Annotated in this window: 18 protein-coding genes, 1 tRNA gene and 1 pseudogene; 11 read left to right on the top strand and 9 right to left on the bottom strand. The window is 56.3% G+C overall.

Annotated elements, in window-relative coordinates:
- Positions 1 to 11 precede the first annotated feature (11 nt).
- The 3 genes from hldE to BJP61_RS04565 form a co-directional block, all read right to left on the bottom strand.
- Positions 12 to 1439, bottom strand: coding sequence for a bifunctional D-glycero-beta-D-manno-heptose-7-phosphate kinase/D-glycero-beta-D-manno-heptose 1-phosphate adenylyltransferase HldE (gene hldE, locus BJP61_RS04575; protein ID WP_171997898.1), 1428 nt, complete (start codon positions 1437 to 1439; stop codon positions 12 to 14).
- A 67-nt stretch (positions 1440 to 1506) separates the two neighbouring features.
- Entirely contained in the window at positions 1507 to 4344 is a 2838-nt protein-coding gene (gene glnE, locus BJP61_RS04570) for a bifunctional [glutamate--ammonia ligase]-adenylyl-L-tyrosine phosphorylase/[glutamate--ammonia-ligase] adenylyltransferase (protein ID WP_171997897.1), read from the bottom strand.
- Positions 4345 to 4364: 20 nt separating this feature from the next.
- The gene (locus tag BJP61_RS04565; protein WP_171997896.1) at positions 4365 to 5666 is read right to left on the bottom strand and encodes an inorganic triphosphatase; all 1302 of its coding nucleotides are present in this window, start codon (positions 5664 to 5666) and stop codon (positions 4365 to 4367) included.
- Between the two features lie 249 nt (positions 5667 to 5915).
- On the opposite strand from BJP61_RS04565, the gene BJP61_RS04560 reads away from it, so the two are divergent.
- The gene (locus tag BJP61_RS04560; RefSeq protein WP_038867835.1) at positions 5916 to 6530 is read left to right on the top strand and encodes a TIGR04211 family SH3 domain-containing protein; all 615 of its coding nucleotides are present in this window, start codon (positions 5916 to 5918) and stop codon (positions 6528 to 6530) included.
- Between the two features lie 95 nt (positions 6531 to 6625).
- On the top strand, positions 6626 to 7873 hold the full coding sequence (locus BJP61_RS04555) for a multifunctional CCA addition/repair protein (RefSeq protein WP_171997895.1): 1248 nt from the start codon (positions 6626 to 6628) through the stop codon (positions 7871 to 7873).
- 5 nt (positions 7874 to 7878) lie between these two features.
- Here the strand turns inward: BJP61_RS04555 and bacA are convergent, their stop codons facing one another.
- Both bacA and folB read right to left on the bottom strand, forming a co-directional pair.
- Positions 7879 to 8697 (bottom strand): undecaprenyl-diphosphate phosphatase, encoded by an 819-nt coding sequence (gene bacA, locus BJP61_RS04550; protein WP_038867831.1) that lies wholly within the window; start codon positions 8695 to 8697, stop codon positions 7879 to 7881.
- 124 nt (positions 8698 to 8821) lie between these two features.
- The gene (gene folB / locus BJP61_RS04545; RefSeq protein ID WP_038867829.1) at positions 8822 to 9181 is read right to left on the bottom strand and encodes a bifunctional dihydroneopterin aldolase/7,8-dihydroneopterin epimerase; all 360 of its coding nucleotides are present in this window, start codon (positions 9179 to 9181) and stop codon (positions 8822 to 8824) included.
- Between the two features lie 107 nt (positions 9182 to 9288).
- On the opposite strand from folB, the gene plsY reads away from it, so the two are divergent.
- Positions 9289 to 9906 (top strand): glycerol-3-phosphate 1-O-acyltransferase PlsY, encoded by a 618-nt coding sequence (gene plsY, locus BJP61_RS04540; protein ID WP_038867827.1) that lies wholly within the window; start codon positions 9289 to 9291, stop codon positions 9904 to 9906.
- A 40-nt stretch (positions 9907 to 9946) separates the two neighbouring features.
- Here the strand turns inward: plsY and tsaD are convergent, their stop codons facing one another.
- Positions 9947 to 10960, bottom strand: a complete 1014-nt coding sequence (gene tsaD / locus BJP61_RS04535; protein WP_171997894.1) for a tRNA (adenosine(37)-N6)-threonylcarbamoyltransferase complex transferase subunit TsaD — start codon at positions 10958 to 10960, stop codon at positions 9947 to 9949.
- A 247-nt stretch (positions 10961 to 11207) separates the two neighbouring features.
- On the opposite strand from tsaD, the gene rpsU reads away from it, so the two are divergent.
- From rpsU to BJP61_RS04515, 4 genes are all read left to right on the top strand, one after another.
- The gene (rpsU, locus tag BJP61_RS04530; protein WP_001144069.1) at positions 11208 to 11423 is read left to right on the top strand and encodes a 30S ribosomal protein S21; all 216 of its coding nucleotides are present in this window, start codon (positions 11208 to 11210) and stop codon (positions 11421 to 11423) included.
- Between the two features lie 112 nt (positions 11424 to 11535).
- The gene (gene dnaG, locus BJP61_RS04525) at positions 11536 to 13281 is read left to right on the top strand and encodes a DNA primase (RefSeq protein WP_038867825.1); all 1746 of its coding nucleotides are present in this window, start codon (positions 11536 to 11538) and stop codon (positions 13279 to 13281) included.
- Between the two features lie 237 nt (positions 13282 to 13518).
- Positions 13519 to 15363 (top strand): RNA polymerase sigma factor RpoD, encoded by a 1845-nt coding sequence (rpoD, locus tag BJP61_RS04520; RefSeq protein WP_038867823.1) that lies wholly within the window; start codon positions 13519 to 13521, stop codon positions 15361 to 15363.
- A 246-nt stretch (positions 15364 to 15609) separates the two neighbouring features.
- Positions 15610 to 16029, top strand: coding sequence for a hypothetical protein (locus BJP61_RS04515; protein ID WP_075192991.1), 420 nt, complete (start codon positions 15610 to 15612; stop codon positions 16027 to 16029).
- 46 nt (positions 16030 to 16075) lie between these two features.
- On the opposite strand, the gene mug is transcribed toward BJP61_RS04515, so the two are convergent.
- Positions 16076 to 16582, bottom strand: coding sequence for a G/U mismatch-specific DNA glycosylase (gene mug / locus BJP61_RS04510; protein ID WP_038867819.1), 507 nt, complete (start codon positions 16580 to 16582; stop codon positions 16076 to 16078).
- A gap of 125 nt (positions 16583 to 16707) precedes the next feature.
- Between mug and BJP61_RS04505 the strand changes: the two genes are divergently transcribed.
- A tRNA-Ile gene (locus BJP61_RS04505) sits at positions 16708 to 16783 on the top strand.
- A 185-nt stretch (positions 16784 to 16968) separates the two neighbouring features.
- Here the strand turns inward: BJP61_RS04505 and BJP61_RS04500 are convergent.
- Positions 16969 to 17254: pseudogene (locus BJP61_RS04500) on the bottom strand (replication endonuclease); the annotation flags it as partial.
- A 281-nt stretch (positions 17255 to 17535) separates the two neighbouring features.
- Positions 17536 to 17799 (bottom strand): hypothetical protein, encoded by a 264-nt coding sequence (locus BJP61_RS04495; protein ID WP_171997494.1) that lies wholly within the window; start codon positions 17797 to 17799, stop codon positions 17536 to 17538.
- A 64-nt stretch (positions 17800 to 17863) separates the two neighbouring features.
- On the opposite strand from BJP61_RS04495, the gene BJP61_RS04490 reads away from it, so the two are divergent.
- From BJP61_RS04490 to BJP61_RS04480, 3 genes are all read left to right on the top strand, one after another.
- Positions 17864 to 18574 carry a hypothetical protein gene (locus BJP61_RS04490; RefSeq protein ID WP_255485494.1) on the top strand — a complete coding sequence of 237 codons (711 nt, stop codon included), beginning with the start codon at positions 17864 to 17866 and terminating at the stop codon, positions 18572 to 18574.
- Positions 18575 to 19950: 1376 nt separating this feature from the next.
- Positions 19951 to 20499, top strand: coding sequence for a YtfJ family protein (locus BJP61_RS04485; RefSeq protein ID WP_171997892.1), 549 nt, complete (start codon positions 19951 to 19953; stop codon positions 20497 to 20499).
- A 258-nt stretch (positions 20500 to 20757) separates the two neighbouring features.
- Positions 20758 to 21663, top strand: coding sequence for a polyprenyl synthetase family protein (locus tag BJP61_RS04480; protein WP_171997891.1), 906 nt, complete (start codon positions 20758 to 20760; stop codon positions 21661 to 21663).
- Positions 21664 to 21706 lie beyond the last annotated feature (43 nt).

Raw genomic sequence — 21706 nt, 5'->3', positions numbered from 1 at the left:
GCCAAACCGCCTTAGCTGTTTTTCTGGATCTTTTTGATAATATTGGTGGTGGAACAGCCATCTTCGAAGTTCAGCACCATCACGTCACCGCCGTTGGCCCACACCTCTTTGCTGCCCGCAATATCTTCAGGCTTATAGTCGCCGCCTTTCACCAGCAGATCGGGCAAGATTTCGCTAATCAGGCGCTGCGGCGTGTCCTCTTCAAACGGCACCACCCAGTCTACCGCTTCCAGCGCGGCCAGCACCGTCATACGCTGCTCCTGCGGGTTCACCGGACGGGTATCGCCTTTCAGGCGCTTCGTTGAGGCGTCGCTGTTAACCGCCACAATCAGCCGGTCGCCAAGCTTGCGGGCATTCGCCAGGTAGGACACATGACCCGCGTGCAGGATGTCGAACACGCCGTTGGTCATCACCACCTTTTCGCCGCGCTTGCGGGCCGCCAGCACAGCGTCTTTCAGCGCCGCTTCACTCATCACGCCAAAGCCGGTTTCTGAACGACCACGCACCGCGTTTTCCAGTTCTACCGGCGACACGGTCGAGGTGCCGAGCTTGCCAACCACCACGCCCGCCGCCGCATTCGCGAAGAAGCAGGCTTCTTCGAGCGAATTGCCGGACGCCAGCGTCGCCGCCAGCACGCCAATTACGGTATCGCCCGCGCCGGTCACGTCATAGACTTCCTGCGCCTGCGTGGGCAGGTGGAACGGCGCTTTACCCGGCTGCAACAGCGTCATGCCCTGTTCGGAGCGGGTCACCAGCAGCGCGCTAAGCTCGAAATCAGCGATGATTTTCATGCCGCGCTCGACAATGTCCTGCTCGTTTTTGCATTTACCCGCCACCGCTTCAAATTCTGAGAGATTTGGGGTCAGCAGCGTCGCGCCGCGATAGCGTTCGAAATCGGTGCCTTTGGGGTCGATCAGCACCGGAACGCCCGCTTTACGCGCCAGCTGGATCATCTGTTGAACGCTTGCGAGCGCGCCTTTGGCGTAGTCAGAGAGCACCAGCGCGCCGATCTGCCCCAGCGCCTGATTGATACGCTCGTGCAGCGGCTCCGGATCAACGCCTTCGAAACCTTCTTCAAAATCGAGACGGATCAACTGCTGGTTGCGCGACAGCACGCGCAGCTTGGTGATGGTCGGGTGCGTCGGCACCGACACGAAATCGCATTTCACGTTTACCTGGGAAAGCGACTGGCTGAGCGCGCGCGCCGCGTCGTCAATGCCGGTCAGACCGACCAGACGCGAGCTGGCGCCGAGAGACGCGATATTCATCGCCACGTTCGCCGCGCCGCCCGGGCGCTCTTCGATAGTTTCCACTTTCACGACCGGCACCGGGGCTTCCGGTGAGATGCGGCTCGTCGGGCCATACCAGTAGCGGTCCAGCATCACATCACCGACTACCATGACGCCTGCGCGTTCAAAATCGGGCAGCGTTACTTTCATTCCTGACTCTCCTGAGAGACACCAAAATTTGCGCGCGATGATAGCACAGTTACGCGCAATCGCACTTTTACACCGGGGCCAGCCAGCGCCGCCAGCTGTCACGCACCTGTTCGCGCTCCTGTTCAAAGGCGGTCTGGGCCACGTGTCCTGGTTGCTCCTGCAATGCCAGCCGGTGCAGCTCATCACGCAGCGTGACATAGGCGTGGGTCAGCGCTTTCGCCTCGCCCTCACGCATAATGTCGTGCTGCGCCAGCAGTTCCAGAATACGCACGTTATCCGACCAGCGCGTCAGCTTCGGTTGTTCAGACGCGTAGCGCAGCACCATAAACTGCGTAATAAACTCGATATCGGTAATACCACCTTCATCGGCTTTGATATCAAAACGATCCCGGTGTTTGTTGCCGAGATGGGCGCGCATTTTTTCGCGCATTTCACGCACGTCGGTTCGCAGCGCGTCGCTGTCGCGCGGCGTGGCAAGCACGTCGCGGCGGATGGCGTCAAACTGCGCCTGTAGCGGTTTATCGCCATACACAACGCGGGCACGTACCAGTGCCTGATGCTCCCACGTCCAGGCGTCGTTTTTCTGATAATCGGCGAAAGCTTCCGCCGTTGTCACCAGCATCCCCGCCGCCCCGGACGGACGCAGCCGGGCGTCCACTTCATAGAGAATGCCCGACGACGTGCGGGTGCTGAACAGATGCATGATGCGCTGCGCGAGACGCAGATAGAACTGACGCCCGTCGATTTCTCGCTCGCCGTCTGTCATCACCTCCGCCGGGCAGTCGTGCAGAAAGACTAAATCGAGATCAGAGCTGTAGCCCAGCTCCCAGCCGCCCAGTTTGCCGTAGCCGACCACCGCGAAGCCGCGGCCGTCGCGATCGCGCAGATGCTTCGGCTGACCGTAACGCGCCACCATTTGCCCCCACGCCTGCTGAACCACCGCGTCGATAATCGCTTCGGCAAGCCAGGTTAAGTGATCGCTAACTTTCATCACCGGCAGCGTACCGGCAATATCCGCCGCCGCCACGCGCAGCAGTTGGGCCTGTTTAAACTGGCGCAGCGCCTCAAGCTGTTGCTCTTCGTCATCGTCCGGCACGCGTAGCAGATACTGGCGCAGCTCGTCGCGATAAGCGTCCATCGCCGTCGGCTGATACAGCGTGTTCGGGTCAAGGAGTTCATCAAGCAGCAGCGGATAGCGCGCCAGCTGGCTCGCCACCATCGGCGAGGCGGCGCACAGGCGAATCAAATGCTTGAGCGCGCCGGGGTATTCGCTTAACAGCTCCAGATAGGTAGTGCGGGTAACGATGCCGGTCAGCAGTGGCGTGACGCGGGAGAGCGTCAGCGCCGCCTCATCAGGGCTGGCGCAGACGGCGCTCAGCAGATGCGGCATCAGATTATCGAGCACCTGACGCCCGCGCGGCCCGATGGTTCGCTTCTCTGTTTCTTTGCGAAAATCAGCCAGCGTCGCCAGCAGCCGCATCCGGCTCTCCGCGCCTAACGCGCTCAACACCGGCGTATCGTCGTCGGCGTCCAGCGCGTCATGCCACAGCTCGCGCCAGCCTTCGGTCAGCGACTCCTCACCGCCGGTCGGCTCTTCATCGCCGATAAGCTCGTTAAAGACCCGCCGCACGCCCGCCATATGGCGCTCAAGCAGTGCCGTGAGCGTCGCCCAGTCTGCCTCGCCCATCGCCCACGCCAGTCGCGCACGGTTCAGCGCGTCGCCCGGCAGCGTCTGGGTTTGCTCATCGTTGATGCTTTGCAGCAGGTTTTCGAGCCGCCGCAAAAAGAGATAAGCCTCGCGCAGGCAGGCGGCATCGTCCGGCGAGAGCAGATGCAATTGCTCAATCGCCTCAAGCGTCGGCAGCAGCGAGCGCTGCTGTAGCGACGGTTCGCGCCCGCCGCGGATCAGCTGAAACACCTGCACGATAAATTCGGTTTCGCGAATGCCGCCCGCGCCGAGCTTGATATTATCGGTCAACCCCCGGCGGCGCACTTCGCGGGCAATCATGCCCTTCATGTTGCGCAGCGACTGGATAACGCTGAAATCGATATAGCGGCGGAAGATAAAGGGCCGCAGCATCGCGCGCAGCTCCTGGCTCCAGGCGTCGTTGTTATCGCCCATGATGCGCGCTTTGACCATCGCGTAGCGCTCCCAGTCGCGCCCCTGCTCCTGATAGTAATCTTCAAGGGCGGCGAAGCTCAGCACCAGGGGGCCGCTGTCGCCGAAGGGGCGCAGACGCATGTCGACGCGGTACACAAAGCCGTCCTGGGTAGGCTGGTCGAGCGCTTTGATAAGCCGCTGGCCGAGGCGCGTAAAAAACTGGGCATTATCCAGCTCGCGCCGTCCGCCCTGGGTCGAACCGCTTTCCGGCCAGGCGAAAATCAGATCGATATCGGAAGAGAAGTTAAGCTCGCCGCCGCCCAGTTTCCCCATACCGAGGATCATCAGCGGCTGCGGCACGCCCTGGGCGTTACATGGCGTGCCCCATTCGCGACAGCATGCGCTGTAAAGCCAGTCGCGCGCTGCGACAATCAGCGTTTCCGCAAGCTCACTGAGCTGCGTCAGGGTTTGGCCCGTGGTGACGCGCGCAAGCGTCTGGCTCCAGGCGATGCGCGTCATGACGCGGCGGCGGAACTGGCGCAGCGCACGCATCAGCGCCGCCTCGTCGTGAACGTCCGCCAGCGCCGTCTGCAGCCAGGCGCCATAATGGCGCCACTCATCCGCCTCAGGCGGCGTCGCCTCAAGCTCGTTAAGCCAGTCGGGGTGCGCGCTTATCGCCTCGCGCACGAAATCGCTGAAGGTCAGCACCGCGCGCGCGTCATCGCTGAGCGCGGCGGCATCGAAAGGCAGCCGCTCCACCACGGCTTGCCAGTGCTGTTGCAAAGGGAGTGAGAGCGGCGTCATGCGGGTTTTCCTGTCGTGGTTTACGGTTTCCCGCTGTGCCGCCAGAACGGCGCCTGCGAGATAGCCTCATTGCGGAAATGCTCAATCTCAATACGCTGGCCGGTTTCGATGGCGTGACGCAGCCCCTGCCAGTTGTCGAGCCAGAACAGCGCGACGGTTTCGTCATAGACGCCCGCCAGCAGACGCAGCGCGTCAAGCTCGCGCGAAAGGCGCGGCAGTTGATCGACATAGCGGTCGCCGAGCGGCTGACCAAAGGCGGCTTTCAGTTCAGCGGCGTGGCGCGAGAGGTTGATATCGGCAAAGCGTTTCCAGGAATCCGCCATTTTCTGACGGCCTTTTTCGTCGAGGAAAGGCTGCCAGCCGCAGAACACCAGCCATTCGGTGAGCGCGAGGCGGGCGGAGGCCTGAATGGCGCTGAAAGCGACCGTCTGGGCCGAAGCGTCGGTCGCGAGCGTCGCTTCGCACTGGGTTAGCAGGTCACGTAAGCGAGTACTCGCTTTTCGCGGCACGATACCGCCGAACAGCGCCAGCGTATGGCGCACCAGGGCGATGGCCTCGCGCACCTGCTGTTTCGCCTTGCCGTTGCCGCGCAGCCACAGCTCCTCGTGATAGAGCCAGTGATCAAGCGCCCATTCCAGCGACGCTTCAAGCCCCTGCTCCACATGAGCTTTCGCCGGCATCTTCAGCAGCGTTAGCGGACGCAGCGGGCGTTCAGCGTTGCCTTGTGCCAGATGGTAGCCGCGCGCCGCTTTGCTCAGGCTGCCCTGACGCAGACCCGGCTTCGCCACCAGCTGACGGGCGAATTTCAACACGTCCGCCGCCTGGCCTTCCAGCAGTTCAAGCTCCAGCTCGCAAATGGGCTCCGCCAGCTCGCCGGCTTTCACTTCGCCGCGGTCGAGCGCAAGTTCAATGTGGCTTTCGCCGTGAGTAACCACCCACTTTTCACGGGCGAAATCGGTGCTGAACAGTGGATGTACCGCGCCCTGCAATGCTTCGGGCGACAGGCCTTCCGGCCAGACTTCCGCAGGAAAACGCGCCAGCGCAAGCTCGGGCGTTTCCAGTTCAATGTTATATTCCGGACGCTGATGTAGCCCGCCAGTCGTGCGGCCAGCGACTTTCATGGTCATTTCATAACGGCCATTATCCCCGCGAATACGCAGCCCCATATCGTGACGGCGCAGCTGGTTGTCCGCGGTTTCGTAATAGATATTGAGCAGCTGGCGCGGGGCGCTGTGTTCAGCCTCAAGGGCGTTCAGCGCGGCGCGCAGCGCGTCAATCTGTTCCGGGTCGACGATAAATTTGAGTTCGATTTCCTGAGCCATGTCTCTGCTTTCTGGTTGGGTCACACTGAAGAAAACTCCAGCGAACTTAATAGCCTGGTATCTGTCAGTAGATAGTATTTTGCGAAAAATTGCCACGTTTGAGGCTTTTTGACGCACGCAAAAAGCGAAATTTGCCGCGGTGGCGGGCGACGGGCTGACCAGGAAGATTCCCATTCAGGTTTACGCTTTGCATCGTCAGACTGATGCCACTACTATCGTTCCACTTTCAACGACAATAACGACCAACTGATGCACAAATTACGTCTGATTTGCTTTTCCCTGCTTGCGCTTAGCGTCTCTTTCCAGGCCGCTGCCGAAGAAAAACGCTATGTTTCGGATGAACTCAACACCTGGGTACGTAGCGGTCCGGGTGACAATTACCGCCTGGTCGGCACGGTGAATGCCGGCGAAGAAGTCGCACTGCTGGAAAGTAACGGCAAATATGGACAGATTCGTGATACCAGTGGCCGCACGTCCTGGATCCCGCTGGAACAGCTCAAGAGCGAACCCAGCCTGCGCACCCGCGTGCCGGAGCTGGAAAATCAGGTTAAGACCCTGACGGATAAGCTGAATAATATCGACACCACATGGAATCAGCGCACGGCGGAGATGCAGAAGAAAGTCGCCGCCAGCGACGGTATTATCAACGGCCTGAAAGATGAAAATCAGAAGCTTAAAAACGAGCTTATCGTGGCGCAGAAAAAAGTGAACGCCGCCAATATTCAGATTGATGATAAACAGCGCACCATCATCATGCAGTGGTTTATGTATGGCGGCGGCGTGCTGGGCGTTGGTTTGCTGCTCGGTTTGCTGCTCCCGCATATGATCCCAAGCCGCAAGCGCAAAGACCGCTGGATGAACTAAACCTCTCAGGGCAGCGCCCGCTGCCCTTTTCGCTCCCCATCTCCTCTACACTTAACGTATTATCTGTCGGCTAAATATGAGTCGGAGTGGAATGCGTGAAGAGTTATCTGGTTGGTGGTGCGGTGCGTGACGCCCTGTTAGGGCTGCCGGTAAAGGACAGGGACTGGGTGGTGGTGGGTGCCACGCCCGCCGAAATGCTTGAGCTGGGGTATCAGCAGGTCGGGAAAGATTTCCCGGTGTTTCTGCACCCGCAGACCCATGAAGAGTATGCCCTTGCGCGCACCGAGCGGAAATCCGGCCAGGGTTATACCGGCTTCACCTGCTACGCCGCGCCGGACGTGACGCTGAAGCAGGATTTACAGCGCCGTGACCTCACCATTAACGCCATCGCTCAGGATGACGCGGGCGAGTTTATCGACCCTTACCACGGTCGCGCCGATCTCAAAGCGCGCCTGCTGCGCCACGTCTCGCCAGCATTTAACGAAGATCCGCTGCGCGTGCTGCGCGTGGCGCGCTTCGCTGCCCGCTACGCGCATCTCGGCTTTCGCATCGCCCCGGAAACGCTCGCGCTGATGCGCGAGATGGCGGAGAACGGCGAGCTGGAACACCTGACGGCGGAGCGCGTCTGGAAGGAAACCGAAAACGCGCTCACCACCCGTAATCCGCAGATTTATTTTTTGATGCTACGCGAGTGCGGCGCGCTGAAAGTATTGTTCCCGGAAGTGGACAAGCTGTTTGGCGTTCCGGCGCCAGCGAAGTGGCACCCGGAAATCGACACCGGCATTCATACGCTGATGACGCTCTCAATGGCCGCGATGCTCAGCCCGGCGGTGGATGTACGCTTTTCCGCGCTGTGTCACGATTTAGGCAAAGGGCTGACGCCGCCGCATCTGTGGCCGCGCCATCACGGCCACGGCCCGGCGGGCGTGCGGCTTGTCGAACAGGTGTGCAGGCGGCTGCGCGTGCCGAACGACATTCGCGATCTCGCAAAGCTGGTGGCGGAATTTCACGACCTTATTCATACCTTCCCGGTGCTGAAACCGCGCACTATCGTGGGCCTTTTCGACTCGATAGACGCCTGGCGCAAACCGCAGCGCGTCGAGCAAATAGCGATCACCAGCGAAGCGGATGTGCGCGGACGCACCGGGTTTGAGGCGAAAGACTATCCGCAGGCGCGTCTGCTGCGCGAGGCGTGGGAAGTGGCGCGCGCGGTGTCGCCTAAAGACGTGGTGGAGGCGGGTTTTACCGGCCCGGCGATCCGTGATGAGCTGACCAAACGGCGTATTCGCGCGGTGGCTGCCTGGAAGGAGGCGAGATGCCCCCAGCCAGCGGCTGAGGGCTAAGACGATTACATGAAGACCGCGTAAACGGCGGCAGCAACGATGAAACGATAGATAGCGAAAGGAATAAACGAGATACGTTTGATGATGTGCAGGAAGGTTTTGATCGCCACCAGCGCCACAACAAAGGCGGTGACAAAACCGACCGCGAACATCGGCAGATCCGCCATCGTCAGAAAGCCCATGCTTTTATAGAGATCGAGCGCGGTGGCGCCCATCATCATCGGTACGGCCAGCAGGAAAGAGAACTCCGAGGCCGCATAGCGGCTCACGCCGACCAGCATACCGCCGGAAATGGTCGCCCCGGAGCGTGAAAAGCCCGGCCAGAGCGCGAGGCACTGGAAACAGCCGATGAAAAACGCCTGGCGGTATGTCATATCGTCAAGGCCCGGCGCCTTCGGCTCTTTGGGTTTGAAGAGTTCTGCCGCAATCAGCAGCACGCCGCCGACCACCAGCGCGTACATCACGTTGATTGGGTTAAACAGCGATTTAATGAAATCGTGGAACAACAGCCCCAATACCACCGCTGGCACCATGCCAAGCAGAATGTGAACAAGCGACAGACGGCTTTTGCCGACGCCTTCATGCGGCGGATGGCCGAAGTGAATGCCGATTAACCCAAACAGACGGCGCCAGAACATGACCACCACCGCCAGGATGGAGCCCAGCTGGATCACCACTTCAAAGGTCTTCGCGGTGTCGCCTTCAAAGCCCAGCAGATGGCCCACGATGATCATGTGTCCGGTGCTTGACACCGGCAGGAATTCAGTGAGTCCTTCCACAATGCCCAGGATCGCCGCCACCAGCAGCGAGTGCATATCAGTCATTCAGTAAACCCTCGTACCCCAAAATAAGCGCTAAAAACGCGGCCATTAGCGCAACGGCCGCGAAAGTTCCTGCATTATGACCGGTATACCCGCGTTTGGTTTAATCATTATGAATTTAAATGTTTTAATTCGGATTATTGCTACGCTCAATCATTACGCCGACATTCGCGGCCTGCGCGACCGCGCCTGGCTTGCTGAGTTTAATGCGCACCCAGGGGGCGTTGAAGCGCGTCAGAATCAGGTCGGCGACCTCTTCCGCCACACGCTCCACCAGCGCAAAACGACCGTTGCCGACATGCTCCAGCACCGCCTGCGTCACGTCGGCATAGCTCAGGCAATCGCGCACGTCGTCACTCGCCGCCGCCGCGCGGTTGTCCCAGCCAATTTCGATATCGAACACCAGCTTCTGCTCGATAGTCTGTTCCCAGTCGTAAACGCCAATAGTGGTGATTACCGAAAGTTGCTCTATAAATACTATGTCCATCACGGCCCTGCCTGTTTTTAGCCCCGCCGGATACCACTTCCGGCAAAATATGCGTATTATCCACAGATGCAGAGAATACAACGACATTTTCACAACGGAACAGCGTTATGAGTGCAATCGCGCCTGGAATGATCCTCCTCGCGTACCTTTGCGGCTCGATTTCCAGCGCCATTCTGGTCTGCCGCATCGCTGGTCTGCCCGATCCTCGTGACAGCGGTTCCGGCAACCCCGGGGCGACCAACGTCCTGCGGATTGGCGGCAAGGGAGCAGCCGTAGCGGTACTGATTTTCGACGTGCTGAAAGGCATGCTCCCGGTCTGGGGCGCGTATGCGCTGGGCGTGACGCCGTTCTGGCTGGGGCTTATCGCCATCGCCGCCTGTCTTGGCCATATCTGGCCCGTCTTTTTCCATTTTCGCGGCGGCAAAGGTGTCGCGACCGCGTTTGGCGCCATCGCGCCTATCGGCTGGGATCTCACGGGTGTGATGGCGGGCACCTGGTTTCTGACGGTGCTGCTGAGCGGCTATTCATCGCTGGGCGCGATTGTCAGCGCCCTGGTGGCACCATTCTACGTCTGGTGGTTTAAACCGCAGTTTACCTTCCCGGTGGCGATGCTCTCCTGCCTGATTTTATTACGTCATCACGACAATATTCAGCGCTTGTGGCGCGGCCAGGAAACCAAAATCTGGAGCCGGTTTCGCAAAAAACGGCCAGAAAAAAAGGAGTGATGATTCACTCCTTTTTCTTTATGACGCTTGTCTGAATACGTTACGCCGCAGGCAGCTCCGCCAGCGGCCAGCGCGGACGTACCGTCACCCCAAGCCCCGCTTCGCCTTTCGCTTTCAGTCTCACCATACCCGCATACGCGATCATCGCGCCGTTATCAGTGCAGAACTCCGGGCGCGCATAGAAAACGTCGCCGCCGCGCTTTTGCATCATCTCCGCCAGACGCGCGCGTAACGTGCGGTTGGCGCTCACGCCGCCCGCCATTACCAGACGCTTAAAACCGGTCTGATCCAGCGCCCTGCGGCATTTGATCATCAGCGTATCCACCACGGCGTCTTCGAACGCGCGCGCGATGTCGGCGCGGGTCTGATCGTCGGTGCCGTTATCGCGAATGGTATTCGCCGCGAAGGTTTTCAGGCCGGAGAAGCTGAAATCGAGGCCCGGACGGTCGGTCATCGGGCGTGGGAACGTAAAGCGCCCCGCAGTGCCCTGCGCCGCCATCTTCGACAGCATCGGGCCGCCAGGGTAGTCGAGCCCCAGCAGCTTGGCGGTTTTATCGAAGGCTTCGCCCGCGGCGTCGTCGATAGATTCGCCGAGCAGTTCATACTGGCCGATACCGGTCACGCTGATAAGCTGCGTGTGGCCCCCGGAAACCAGCAGCGCCACGAACGGGAATTCGGGCGGATTCTCTTCCAGCATCGGCGCCAGCAGATGGCCTTCCATATGGTGTACCGGCACCGCCGGCACGTCCCAGGCAAACGCCAGCGCGCGGCCGACCGTCGCGCCGACGAGCAGCGCGCCCACCAGGCCCGGCCCCGCGGTATACGCCACGGCGTCGATATCCTGCGCCGTCAGGCCCGCTTCTTTAATTGCAGCCTGAATCAGCGGCACGGTTTTACGCACGTGATCGCGCGAGGCCAGCTCAGGCACTACGCCGCCGTAGTCAGCATGCAGTTTTACCTGACTATACAATTGGTTGGCTAATAACCCGTTTTCATCGTCATAAATGGCGATGCCGGTTTCATCGCAGGATGTCTCAATTCCCAGTACACGCATGGTTTTTTTACCTCTTTCGCCTGCCGCGCAGTGTAGGGCCAACGGCTGCGGATGTAAAACTTTGCTCAACCCGGGCGGTCAGATAGTGTATAATGCGTGCCCCTGGAATAGACCGCACAAAAACCGCGTTTCTGGTCCTGGCGGTGCTTTACAAAGCAGCAGCAGTTGCAGTAAAATTCCGCACCATTTTGAAATAAGCTGGCTATCTGATGCCAGCAGAACCGAATTAATCAAAGGTGAGAGGCACATGCCGGTAATTAAAGTACGTGAAAACGAGCCGTTCGACGTAGCACTGCGTCGCTTCAAACGTTCCTGCGAAAAAGCGGGTGTTCTGGCGGAAGTTCGTCGTCGTGAATTCTATGAAAAACCGACTACCGAACGTAAACGCGCCAAAGCTTCCGCAGTGAAACGTCACGCGAAGAAACTGGCTCGCGAAAACGCACGCCGTACTCGTCTGTACTAATTCCTCAGGGGATATTGTCCCCTGACACAGACAGAGTAGTAGTTGTAGAGGCCGTGCTTCCGAAAGGAATGCGCGGCTTATTCTCGTTTATGGGCTGATAAAAACGGGGCTTATGGCTGGACGAATCCCACGTGTCTTTATCAATGATCTGCTGGCTCGCACCGATATCGTCGACCTGATAGACGCACGGGTAAAGCTCAAGAAGCAGGGCAAGAACTACCACGCGTGCTGTCCCTTCCATAATGAAAAAACCCCCTCTTTCACCGTAAACGGCGAAAAACAGTTTTATCACTGCTTCGGCTGCGGCGCGCACGGCAACGCTATCGACTTTTTGATGAATTACGACAAGCTCGAATTCGTTGAAACCGTCGAAGAACTGGCGGCCATGCATAATCTGGAAGTCCCGTTCGAAGCGGGCAGCGGACCGACGCAAATTGAGCGCCATCAGCGCCAGACGTTGTACGAACTGCTGGATGGGTTGAACGGGTTTTATCGTCAGGCCTTACAGGCGCAAAACGCAGAGCCGGCGCGTCAGTATCTGGCGAAACGCGGGCTGAGTGAATCCGTCATTGAGCGCTTCGCCATCGGCTATGCGCCGCCGGGCTGGGATAACGTTCTCAAGCGTTTTGGTAACAACAGCGAAAACCGCCAGTCGCTTATCGACGCCGGCATGCTGGTGACCAACGATAAGGGCCGCAGTTACGACCGCTTCCGCGAACGGGTGATGTTCCCCATCCGCGATAAGCGCGGGCGAGTAATAGGCTTCGGCGGGCGCGTTTTAGGCGATGCGCTGCCCAAGTATTTAAACTCCCCGGAAACCGAGATTTTCCATAAGGGCCGCCAACTGTATGGCCTTTATGAAGTGCAGCAGAGTGACCCGAACCCGCCCCGCCTGTTGGTGGTGGAAGGTTATATGGACGTCGTGGCGCTGTCGCAGTATGACATCAACTATGCGGTTGCCTCGCTCGGCACTGCGACCACGGCGGAGCATATTCAGATGCTCTTTCGTGTCACGAACAACGTCATTTGCTGTTACGACGGCGACAGAGCAGGCCGCAGCGCCGCGTGGCGCGCGCTGGAAACCGCGCTGCCTTACATGACGGACGGACGTCAGCTACGCTTTATGTTTCTGCCCGATGGCGAAGACCCGGATACGCTGGTTCGTCAGGAAGGGAAAGCGGCGTTCGAGGCGCGGATGGAGCAGGCTCAGCCGCTCTCCACGTTCCTGTTCAACAGCCTGTTACCGCAGGTGGATTTGAGTACGCCGGACGGGCGCGCGCAGCTGAGCACACTGGCGCTGCCGTTAATCAGCCAGGTGCCAGGTGAAACGTTGCGCATCTATCTGCGTCAGGAGTTAGGCAACAAGCTCGGTATTCTGGATGACAGCCAGCTCGAGCGGTTGATGACCCGGCAGGCAGATAATTCGCAAACGCGGGCCGCGCCGACGCTAAAGCGTACAACCATGCGTATACTAATAGGATTACTGGTCCAGAATCCTGAGCTGGCGCCATTAGTGCCCTCTCTGGCGGCGTTAGATAAAACAAAGCTGCCTGGACTGGAGCTCTTTTCGGAGCTGGTCAATACTTGTCTTTCGCAGCCTGGTCTGACCACCGGGCAGTTGCTCGAACATTATCGCGGCACAAAAGAAGCCGCTACCCTTGAAAAACTCTCAACGTGGGACGATATAGCAGATAAGGATATCGCAGAAAAAACGTTCACCGACGCGCTGGATCACCTGTTTGATTCGGTACTGGAGTTGAGATTAACAGAATTAATAGCCCGCTCACGCACCCAGGGACTTAGCGCGGCGGAGCGCGAAGAAGTGCGCATCATTACCGAGGCGCGCGCAAAAAAATAAATTCCGCGGCTTAATTGCCGATTGACGATCGGGTGCACCCGAGAGCCGTACTGCCGGGCAGCGGCAATAATAAAACAGCCCGCAACGCCCTGTGGAGTTCATGTCGCTGTCAAAGCGTTCAGGCATTGTTATTGCCGTCGCTGATAACACGCCGTGATATGAAACCCCGGGCACACGTTATTGTTGGCGGCAACGCCTACGACACCAACCTCATGAAATAAGTGTGGATACCGTCTTATGGAGCAAAACCCGCAGTCACAGCTTAAGCTTCTTGTCACCCGTGGTAAGGAGCAGGGCTATCTGACCTATGCCGAGGTCAATGACCATCTGCCGGAAGATATCGTCGACTCCGATCAGATCGAAGACATCATCCAAATGATCAACGATATGGGCATCCAGGTGATGGAAGAAGCGCCGGACGCCGACGATCTGTTGCTTGCTGAAAACTCGAACAGCACCGATGAAGATGCGGAAGAAGCCGCGGCCCAGGTGTTGTCCAGCGTGGAATCTGAAATCGGGCGCACCACCGATCCGGTTCGCATGTACATGCGCGAAATGGGCACCGTTGAGCTGTTGACCCGTGAAGGCGAAATCGACATCGCCAAACGCATCGAAGACGGGATCAACCAGGTTCAGTGCTCCGTCGCCGAATATCCGGAAGCGATCACCTATCTGCTGGAGCAGTACGATCGTGTGGAAGCGGGCGAAGCGCGTCTTTCCGATCTGATCACCGGTTTTGTCGATCCGAACGCCGAAGAAGACCTGGCCCCTACCGCGACGCACGTCGGCTCTGAACTCTCTCAGGAAGAGATGGATGATGACGAAGATGAAGACGAAGAGTCTGACGACGACAGCAGCGATGACGACAACAGCATCGACCCGGAACTGGCGCGCGAGAAATTCGGCGAGCTGCGTACCCAGTACGAAGTCACCCGCGACACTATCAAAGCCAAAGGCCGCAGCAACGCGGCGTCTCAGGAAGAGATCCTGAAGCTTTCCGACGTGTTCAAACAGTTCCGTCTGGTGCCGAAACAGTTCGACTACCTGGTAAACAGCATGCGTACCATGATGGACCGTGTGCGCACCCAGGAACGCATCATCATGAAGCTGTGCGTTGAGCAGTGCAAAATGCCGAAGAAGAACTTTATCACTCTCTTTACCGGCAACGAAACCAGCGAAACCTGGTTTAACGCGGCAATCGCCATGAACAAACCGTGGTCTGAGAAGCTCCACGACGTGGCGGAAGATGTACACCGCAGCCTGCAAAAACTGCAGCAGATCGAAGAAGAAACCGGCCTGACTATCGAGCAGGTGAAGGACATCAACCGTCGCATGTCCATCGGCGAAGCGAAAGCCCGTCGTGCGAAGAAAGAGATGGTTGAGGCGAACTTACGTCTGGTAATTTCTATCGCCAAGAAATACACCAACCGTGGTCTGCAGTTCCTCGACCTGATTCAGGAAGGCAACATCGGTCTGATGAAAGCGGTTGATAAGTTCGAATACCGCCGCGGCTATAAGTTCTCCACCTATGCTACCTGGTGGATCCGTCAGGCCATCACCCGCTCTATCGCGGACCAGGCGCGCACCATTCGTATTCCGGTGCATATGATTGAGACCATCAACAAGCTCAATCGTATCTCCCGCCAGATGTTGCAGGAGATGGGCCGTGAGCCGACGCCGGAAGAGCTGGCCGAACGCATGCTGATGCCGGAAGACAAAATTCGTAAGGTGCTGAAAATCGCCAAAGAGCCTATCTCCATGGAAACGCCGATCGGCGACGATGAAGATTCGCATCTGGGGGATTTCATCGAGGATACCACCCTCGAACTGCCGCTGGACTCCGCGACCACCGAAAGCCTGCGTGCGGCGACGCATGACGTGCTGGCGGGCCTCACCGCGCGCGAAGCCAAAGTGCTGCGTATGCGTTTCGGTATCGACATGAACACCGACCATACGCTGGAAGAAGTAGGTAAACAGTTTGACGTTACCCGCGAACGTATCCGTCAGATCGAAGCGAAAGCGCTGCGTAAGCTGCGCCACCCGAGCCGTTCTGAAGTGCTGCGCAGCTTCCTCGACGATTAATCGTCTGCGCTAACCCGTTTAAAGGCCCTCTCCGGAGGGCTTTTTTATTGGCGCAGGAAAGCCGCACCGCGCGATACGGCTTAATGACGTCAGGCGTCAACAAACTGTCATACAACGATAAATTGCCGTGATATGTGTGGATTAATCAGAAAAAACAATTTGTCACAGATATCGATTGTGAGTAATTTGCTGGAAGATTTGCGTCTAAAAATAAACAAAGTGTTGATAACACAGCAAGGACCCGGGATGAACAAGTCGCTGTTATTCATGACATGCGTTTTACTGGCGGGATGCGCCAGCCAGCCGCCAAAAAGCCAGGTAACGCCGCTCGCGCCAGCGCCCGCACCGGTCGCTCAGCCGCAACCTGTACAACAGGCACCGGAAAGCAAACCGTTCGCTGCCGCCTCGGAAAGCAGTAACAGCATGGCGACCTGCCGTAAAGAGCTCGAGGCGCTCAAGCACTATGGCCCGAAAACTTACAGCCGCTACGCCGCTGAGATGGATGCCCTGACTGCGAAAACCGGCAAATTCCTCTCGATTAAAGAGGGCCTGACGCCGGAGCTGAACGATATCGTCATCACGATGTATCAGTCGCAGATCAAGACGCTCTGCTTCCGCATTCAGTCCTCGCTCGGCAAACTGATTATCGAGCAGGCAGGCGGCTAAGCCACCGGCTCTCCTCGTATGGCGCGGCGCAGGCTGCGCCGTACCTTTATCTGCCGCGCGCCACCAGCGCCTCGTCGAGCTCCCGATAGGCTTCGACCAGCTTATCCAGCGACGCGCGATTAAGCCCGCTCGGGTTCGGCAGCACCCAAACTTCTGTCTCGCCGATTTTCAGCTTCTGTTTGCCCCACTTCACGCCACGCTGACTGAACGCCTGCTCATACGCTTTTTTGCCCAGTACCGCGAGCGCGTCCGGCTGGAAGTCCTCGATTTTTTTTATCAGGTTACGCCCGCCTTCATGCAACTCTCTCACGTCCACTTCATTCGCCTGCACTGTCGGACGTTCCACCAGTTTTGTGATGCCGCAACGCGTATCCAGCAGATGCCGCTCCTCTTCAGGCTTCAGCTGGCGCTCCGTAAACCCCGCCAGATGAATCACCTTCCAGAAGCGGTTACCCGGATGCGCGAAATGAAAACCGGTGTGCGCTGACGACTTCCCTGGATTGATTCCGCAAAACACCACGCGCAGACCCGGTTCAAGAATATCGTTGATCATGTTATCCCCTGTTAACTTACGGATCTGTAAAGTATAAAGCCTCACGCCGGCCTTGCTTACAAATTCAGCAGCCGAGACGCCGAGACTGGATTGACGCCGCCAGTTACTTTATAATCCAGCGCCACGGCCCCTTAGCTCAGTGGTTAGAGCAGGCGACTCATAATCGCTTGGTCGTTGGTTCAAACCCAACAGGGGCCACCAAATTTTAGCAGTAAAATCATATAATTAAGCCACCTCGCAAGGGTGGCTTTTTTATATCTGTTTACTCAATGTCCCCTTTTTGTCCCTGAGCCCCAAAATGGCGTTCGCAAAGAGCTGCCTAAAAGCTGTTTCTCCCTTATCGCGCACCGGCATCAACATCCGCGCATGAAAAGCAGCATGTGTCAGTGTGGCGTGCCGTTATGGTGAGGCTCAACCACACGGAGACCAAAAACCTGAATGCCAGCGCGAGAAAGCGCGGCGCGGGCTTCACCCATACGCCGTAGAGATAACACTGCGTGTCTTGCGGATTACAGCCATTCCACTGCGACACAAAGCCGCCCTTGCTGTGTACTGAGTGATAGCGTGATGGCGCTGTGATGGTGTAGAACTCCACGCCCCCGCCATGCCGGTTTCGTTGGCGATATCTTCAAAACCGCGCATCCGCACCATCAGTTTACAGCGGCGTATCGCAGATTTGAGACGCAACCATAAACCATATCGGCCAGCGACAGCGCCTCGCAGCGAGGCGCTGGCACGCGTTATTTTAAATCGTGCACACACCACTGCGCGTAATGCTATCCCCGCCTCACCTGCCAGCCTCATGAGGCGGCCTTAATGCAATTCCAACAACAGCCCCGAGCCGCGCCAGTACTGCCGCGGCGGCACATGAAGGTTTTAAAGCGATGCATGCAAACAAATGCATCTGATGTATGTGTCTATCTAAGTCGTATTCACCCCAATTTAATGTGAGTTTACTTATTCTTAATGCGTACTAAAAAGCGGTAAATTTTACTCACTGCATACACGCAGACAATCCCGATAAGTATTGACAACACACCAATGAAAATTATCGCTGAGAGGAAAGGGCTTAATAAGCCCCCCAAACTTGTAAAGTCCCCAAGGCTGGCAAGCGTATCATTTGGAACCTTCCTTAAGATAATCTCCGGAATTATTAGGAGCGCAATAATCGCAGCCATAACGTAAATGAGTATTTTACGACTTTTTTTCATCTTCATCCTTGCTCCTGCGAGCGACCATGATCAATCATTAACCGTAAATGTTACAACAAGGCACATGGAAATGGCAGAAAACTATCTCAAATTGAAAGCGCAGTCAGATGAAAGACTGGCAATTGCTTTAACTAAAGCTGTGAAGGAGGTGTATGCCACTCACATGCAAACCGTCGAAGACGTTAAGCTTGGCAGCCAGCGTATTATTAACTATGGCTCATGTGTGATGCCTGACAAATACTACAGGAGCACATGCCATGAGCAATGGAGTGAAGATAAACGTTTGTATTTGTCTGTGTTGGAAATTTTTAAAAGAAACGATGTTGTTTTAGACATGGTTCAACTTTATTTCCAGAAAGCCTTTAAGCGTCTCGGAGACGAAAAAAGTAACACCCTTGTATCTTACATAAAGCAAAAAATCGGTGAGAAAGCATATGAATCAGCTGAACGCTCGAGCAAAATGGCTCTTTCATTGACAATTGCCAAATTAATTGTAAGTAGTGGCAAGTTTCAGGAATCGTACATTCAAAAAGTTAATGAAATGTCCAGCTGGCTTATTAAGGTAGTGACCATCTATTCTAAGGCTGAGGTGGCAGCACTGGCTGCAAACAAACTTAAATTTCAGGATGCAGCATATTACCAAATACTCTTTCGTGAAAAGATAGAAATGTTATATTTCCTTATCGAACCACAAATGTCAAAAATAATATACCAAGTTGAATCCGGGGGTAATAACGAAGAAGTTATTGGTGATGCTTTATATGAAATATTAAAAAGATGAAAAAATTATTAACCTTTTTGTGGGCTGCGCACTCCCACCTGGTCCCAATCGCAATTATACTTGCAGGGGCCTTGTTGTTTATTTATTTCATTGAGGAGTATTCAGGAATACTCACATTCTTATGGTTCATTATTGTTTCATTTTTCTACATCAAATATAACCGCTGGTATTGATGGCCCTGCAAAAGGGCTATCATCTTTTTCAAATCAATAATACACCCTAAGCAACAATTATTTTCTAAAATTCCCATCATATACCCTGCATACTAATTTTAAGAGTGCAATTAGCGTATTGAAACCGACAAAAAAGTTTAAAGATTGGCTTTCATGGCGCTAAAAAAATAATTTTCTGCCGCAGGTTAACGTCCATGAATCTCATTATTCAACAGTACCTGTACCGATGTAAGTGTCAGCATTGGTGCTATTTCAGCTATTTTGGTTAATTATCAAGTATCCAAACGATGTCACCTGTTAACACATCAACTCGCACCGCGATGGTCCGTTTGACCACACCACCAAAAGCGTTAGTACCGTGAAAAGTGATTTTTACAAGGGCATGCGGGTATTTATTTTAAAACAGATGACAGACCACAGGGATATATTTATAAGAGATATCATCATTCATACTGTTTTTACTGAGCCTTTCTAAGTACTTGCAATATCCATCCCGGGCACTAAAATCACTCTGAAATGCGTCAAAGTTGATTTTATTATTCAGAGATTATGGATTACTTTCAAATTTTTTGTAACATCACCCCAGTATATTATCGAGTTTCAGCTCATCGCTTTTAGTAAAAGAGCATTCACTCATGCAGGCATAAAAAGCATTTGCAAACCTGGCCGGGATAATTTCAAGTCAACATAATCATTGACGAAATCGTGTTGGATTTGTTTTCATATCTTGCGATATTCTTTGAGTTTTTTCTGCATACTCAAAAACAGGCGTAGCCGGTTCCTCTTTTAATCGCCGGCACGTCAACTTTTGCCACATGTTAACTTTTTTCAGTCGGCCATCATTTCGAGCTAATAACACCTAACGCCAGACAGTCACAGAGGTAAATCGCACTGGAGCGCTTACGATTCGGCATTCGAACCAGAGACGGTTGATTAACCCCACGATAAAAGCAATAAACTGAGCCGGAGATAAAAATGCTATTACGTAATCCATGATTTCCCTTTGTTTTTAATCCCATGCAAATCCCTATGCCATCGAACTGGACTGCCCCTGCCCCCTTTCCTCACACTGCAAAATAATAATGCCTTCGCGCGCAAACCTCCTCTCCTGCCCCCGGCTCCCCTGAGCGCCTGCTGTAACTCAACCCGCGAATCTCCACTACACTTTCCCCAACATCACCGCTTCCGCTTTGAGGAACCCCTATGCTGCGCCCGTTACTTTTTATCTCCGCCCTGCTGCCCTTTTTCGCCTGCGCGCATAATTTTAAAGAGGGCGAACGGGTGTCGCCGGTCGGTGTGGCGGAGCGCGGCGAGCTGACGCTCCGCCAGGGCGAAATCGGCTATCGCGACTGGAACAGCGCGCGTCTTAGCGGCAAGGTGGGCGTGGTGCTGCATGTGGCAGGCAGGCTGTCGGCCAAAGATCTCAATAAAGGCATCAGCGATGCGATTGCCGCAGCCCGTCTGCCGGCGGATAAATTCCAGGCCACCACGATAATCAACACCGACGACGCCATTCCGGGCAGCGCCATCTTTGTGCGCCGCAGTCTGGAGAGCACCAAAAAAGCGTACCCGGCCTCAGTGTTCGTACTCGACAGTACAGGCGCCGCGCAGCGCGCCTGGCGCCTGCAGCAGGGCGGTTCAGCTGTCGTGGTGCTGGATAAAGAAGGCCGTATACGCTTTGCGAAAGATGGCGCGCTCACCGCAGATGAAGTGCGTCAGGTGATGACCTTATTGCACACTTTATTGGCATAAACTTGTACAACGCGTTGCCTGAATGTAAAGTTTTGTGACGCATTACGTTAGCCGAAGAAATTTTCCGGTATTGCGCTACGCTTTTTAAGAGAACATCCGGACAAAGACCCGTGAAGATAATCAGTTGTTCATACAGAGAAAATTCCACATTCCGCCTGATGCGACGAATGTTGCCCGCCTGACGGCGACATTCGGCGCGCTGTTGCGCGTTGACGTCTTCCACTCCACCGCTTGCGACCACCAGCAGAGGCCCTAACCATGAACGCTAACGCCGTGAAATCTTCAGGGCAGGAAAACGAATTGCAGGCGCTGCGCGACGCCCTGCAAACCCGCCTTGACGAGCTTCTGCCACCAGGCCAGGAGCGCGATCTGGTCTGCGCCGCGATGCGCGAAGGCGCGCTCACCCCAGGTAAACGGGTGCGCCCGCTGCTGCTGATTCTGGCCGCGCGCGATCTCGGCTGCGAGGCGAGCCAGCCCGCGTTGCTGGATCTCGCCTGCGCCGTGGAGATGGTGCACGCCGCGTCGCTGATGCTTGACGATATTCCCTGTATGGATAACGCCCTGCTGCGTCGCGGCAAACCCACCATTCACCGTCAGTTTGGCGAAAGCGTGGCGATCCTCGCGGCGGTCGCGCTTCTGAGCCGCGCCTTCGGCGTGGTGGCGCAGGCACGATCGCTGCCCGACAGCTGTAAAACCGAGGCGGTCAGCGAACTCTCCAGCGCGGTGGGTCTCCAGGGGCTGGTGCAGGGGCAGTTTCGCGATCTCAGCGAAGGCAACCAGACCCGCAGCGCGGAGGCTATCCTCACGACCAACGATCTTAAAACCAGCGTGCTGTTTGACGCCACGCTGCAAATCGCCGCGATCGCCGCCGGAGCCTCCGCCTCAGTACGCCAGAAGCTGCGCCAGTTTTCGCGCCATCTCGGCCAGGCGTTTCAGCTCCTTGATGACCTGGCGGACGGCCTCAATAACACCGGCAAAGACATCAATAAAGACGCGGGGAAATCCACGCTGGTGGCGATGCTCGGCCCGGAAGCCGTGCACCAGCGCCTGCGCGATCATCTGCTGCGCGCCGACGAACATCTCGCCTGCGCCTGTTCGCGCGGCGCGTCCACCCGCCGTTTTATGTACGCCTGGTTTGATAAACAGCTGGCCATGTTTGGCTGAACGCGCGCGGCTGCGCGGCTGACAGCGACCGTTACTGGAGTAT

Source organism: Cronobacter sp. JZ38 (assembly GCF_008932145.1).
GTDB classification, from domain to species: domain Bacteria; phylum Pseudomonadota; class Gammaproteobacteria; order Enterobacterales; family Enterobacteriaceae; genus Cronobacter; species Cronobacter muytjensii.
This window is presented reverse-complemented; position numbering and strand designations above follow the sequence as displayed.

Bases quoted from the DNA above. Each gene is read 5' to 3' on its own strand.
- hldE (WP_171997898.1), bottom strand. From the start codon at position 1,439: ATGAAAGTAACGCTGCCCGATTTTGAACGCGCAGGCGTCATGGTAGTC.
- glnE (WP_171997897.1), bottom strand. From the start codon at position 4,344: ATGACGCCGCTCTCACTCCCTTTGCAACAGCACTGGCAAGCCGTGGTG.
- BJP61_RS04565 (WP_171997896.1), bottom strand. From the start codon at position 5,666: ATGGCTCAGGAAATCGAACTCAAATTTATCGTCGACCCGGAACAGATT.
- BJP61_RS04560 (WP_038867835.1), top strand. From the start codon at position 5,916: ATGCACAAATTACGTCTGATTTGCTTTTCCCTGCTTGCGCTTAGCGTC.
- bacA (WP_038867831.1), bottom strand. From the start codon at position 8,697: ATGACTGATATGCACTCGCTGCTGGTGGCGGCGATCCTGGGCATTGTG.
- folB (WP_038867829.1), bottom strand. From the start codon at position 9,181: ATGGACATAGTATTTATAGAGCAACTTTCGGTAATCACCACTATTGGC.
- plsY (WP_038867827.1), top strand. From the start codon at position 9,289: ATGAGTGCAATCGCGCCTGGAATGATCCTCCTCGCGTACCTTTGCGGC.
- tsaD (WP_171997894.1), bottom strand. From the start codon at position 10,960: ATGCGTGTACTGGGAATTGAGACATCCTGCGATGAAACCGGCATCGCC.
- rpsU (WP_001144069.1), top strand. From the start codon at position 11,208: ATGCCGGTAATTAAAGTACGTGAAAACGAGCCGTTCGACGTAGCACTG.
- dnaG (WP_038867825.1), top strand. From the start codon at position 11,536: ATGGCTGGACGAATCCCACGTGTCTTTATCAATGATCTGCTGGCTCGC.
- rpoD (WP_038867823.1), top strand. From the start codon at position 13,519: ATGGAGCAAAACCCGCAGTCACAGCTTAAGCTTCTTGTCACCCGTGGT.
- BJP61_RS04515 (WP_075192991.1), top strand. From the start codon at position 15,610: ATGAACAAGTCGCTGTTATTCATGACATGCGTTTTACTGGCGGGATGC.
- mug (WP_038867819.1), bottom strand. From the start codon at position 16,582: ATGATCAACGATATTCTTGAACCGGGTCTGCGCGTGGTGTTTTGCGGA.
- BJP61_RS04495 (WP_171997494.1), bottom strand. From the start codon at position 17,799: ATGAAGATGAAAAAAAGTCGTAAAATACTCATTTACGTTATGGCTGCG.
- BJP61_RS04490 (WP_255485494.1), top strand. From the start codon at position 17,864: ATGGCAGAAAACTATCTCAAATTGAAAGCGCAGTCAGATGAAAGACTG.
- BJP61_RS04485 (WP_171997892.1), top strand. From the start codon at position 19,951: ATGCTGCGCCCGTTACTTTTTATCTCCGCCCTGCTGCCCTTTTTCGCC.
- BJP61_RS04480 (WP_171997891.1), top strand. From the start codon at position 20,758: ATGAACGCTAACGCCGTGAAATCTTCAGGGCAGGAAAACGAATTGCAG.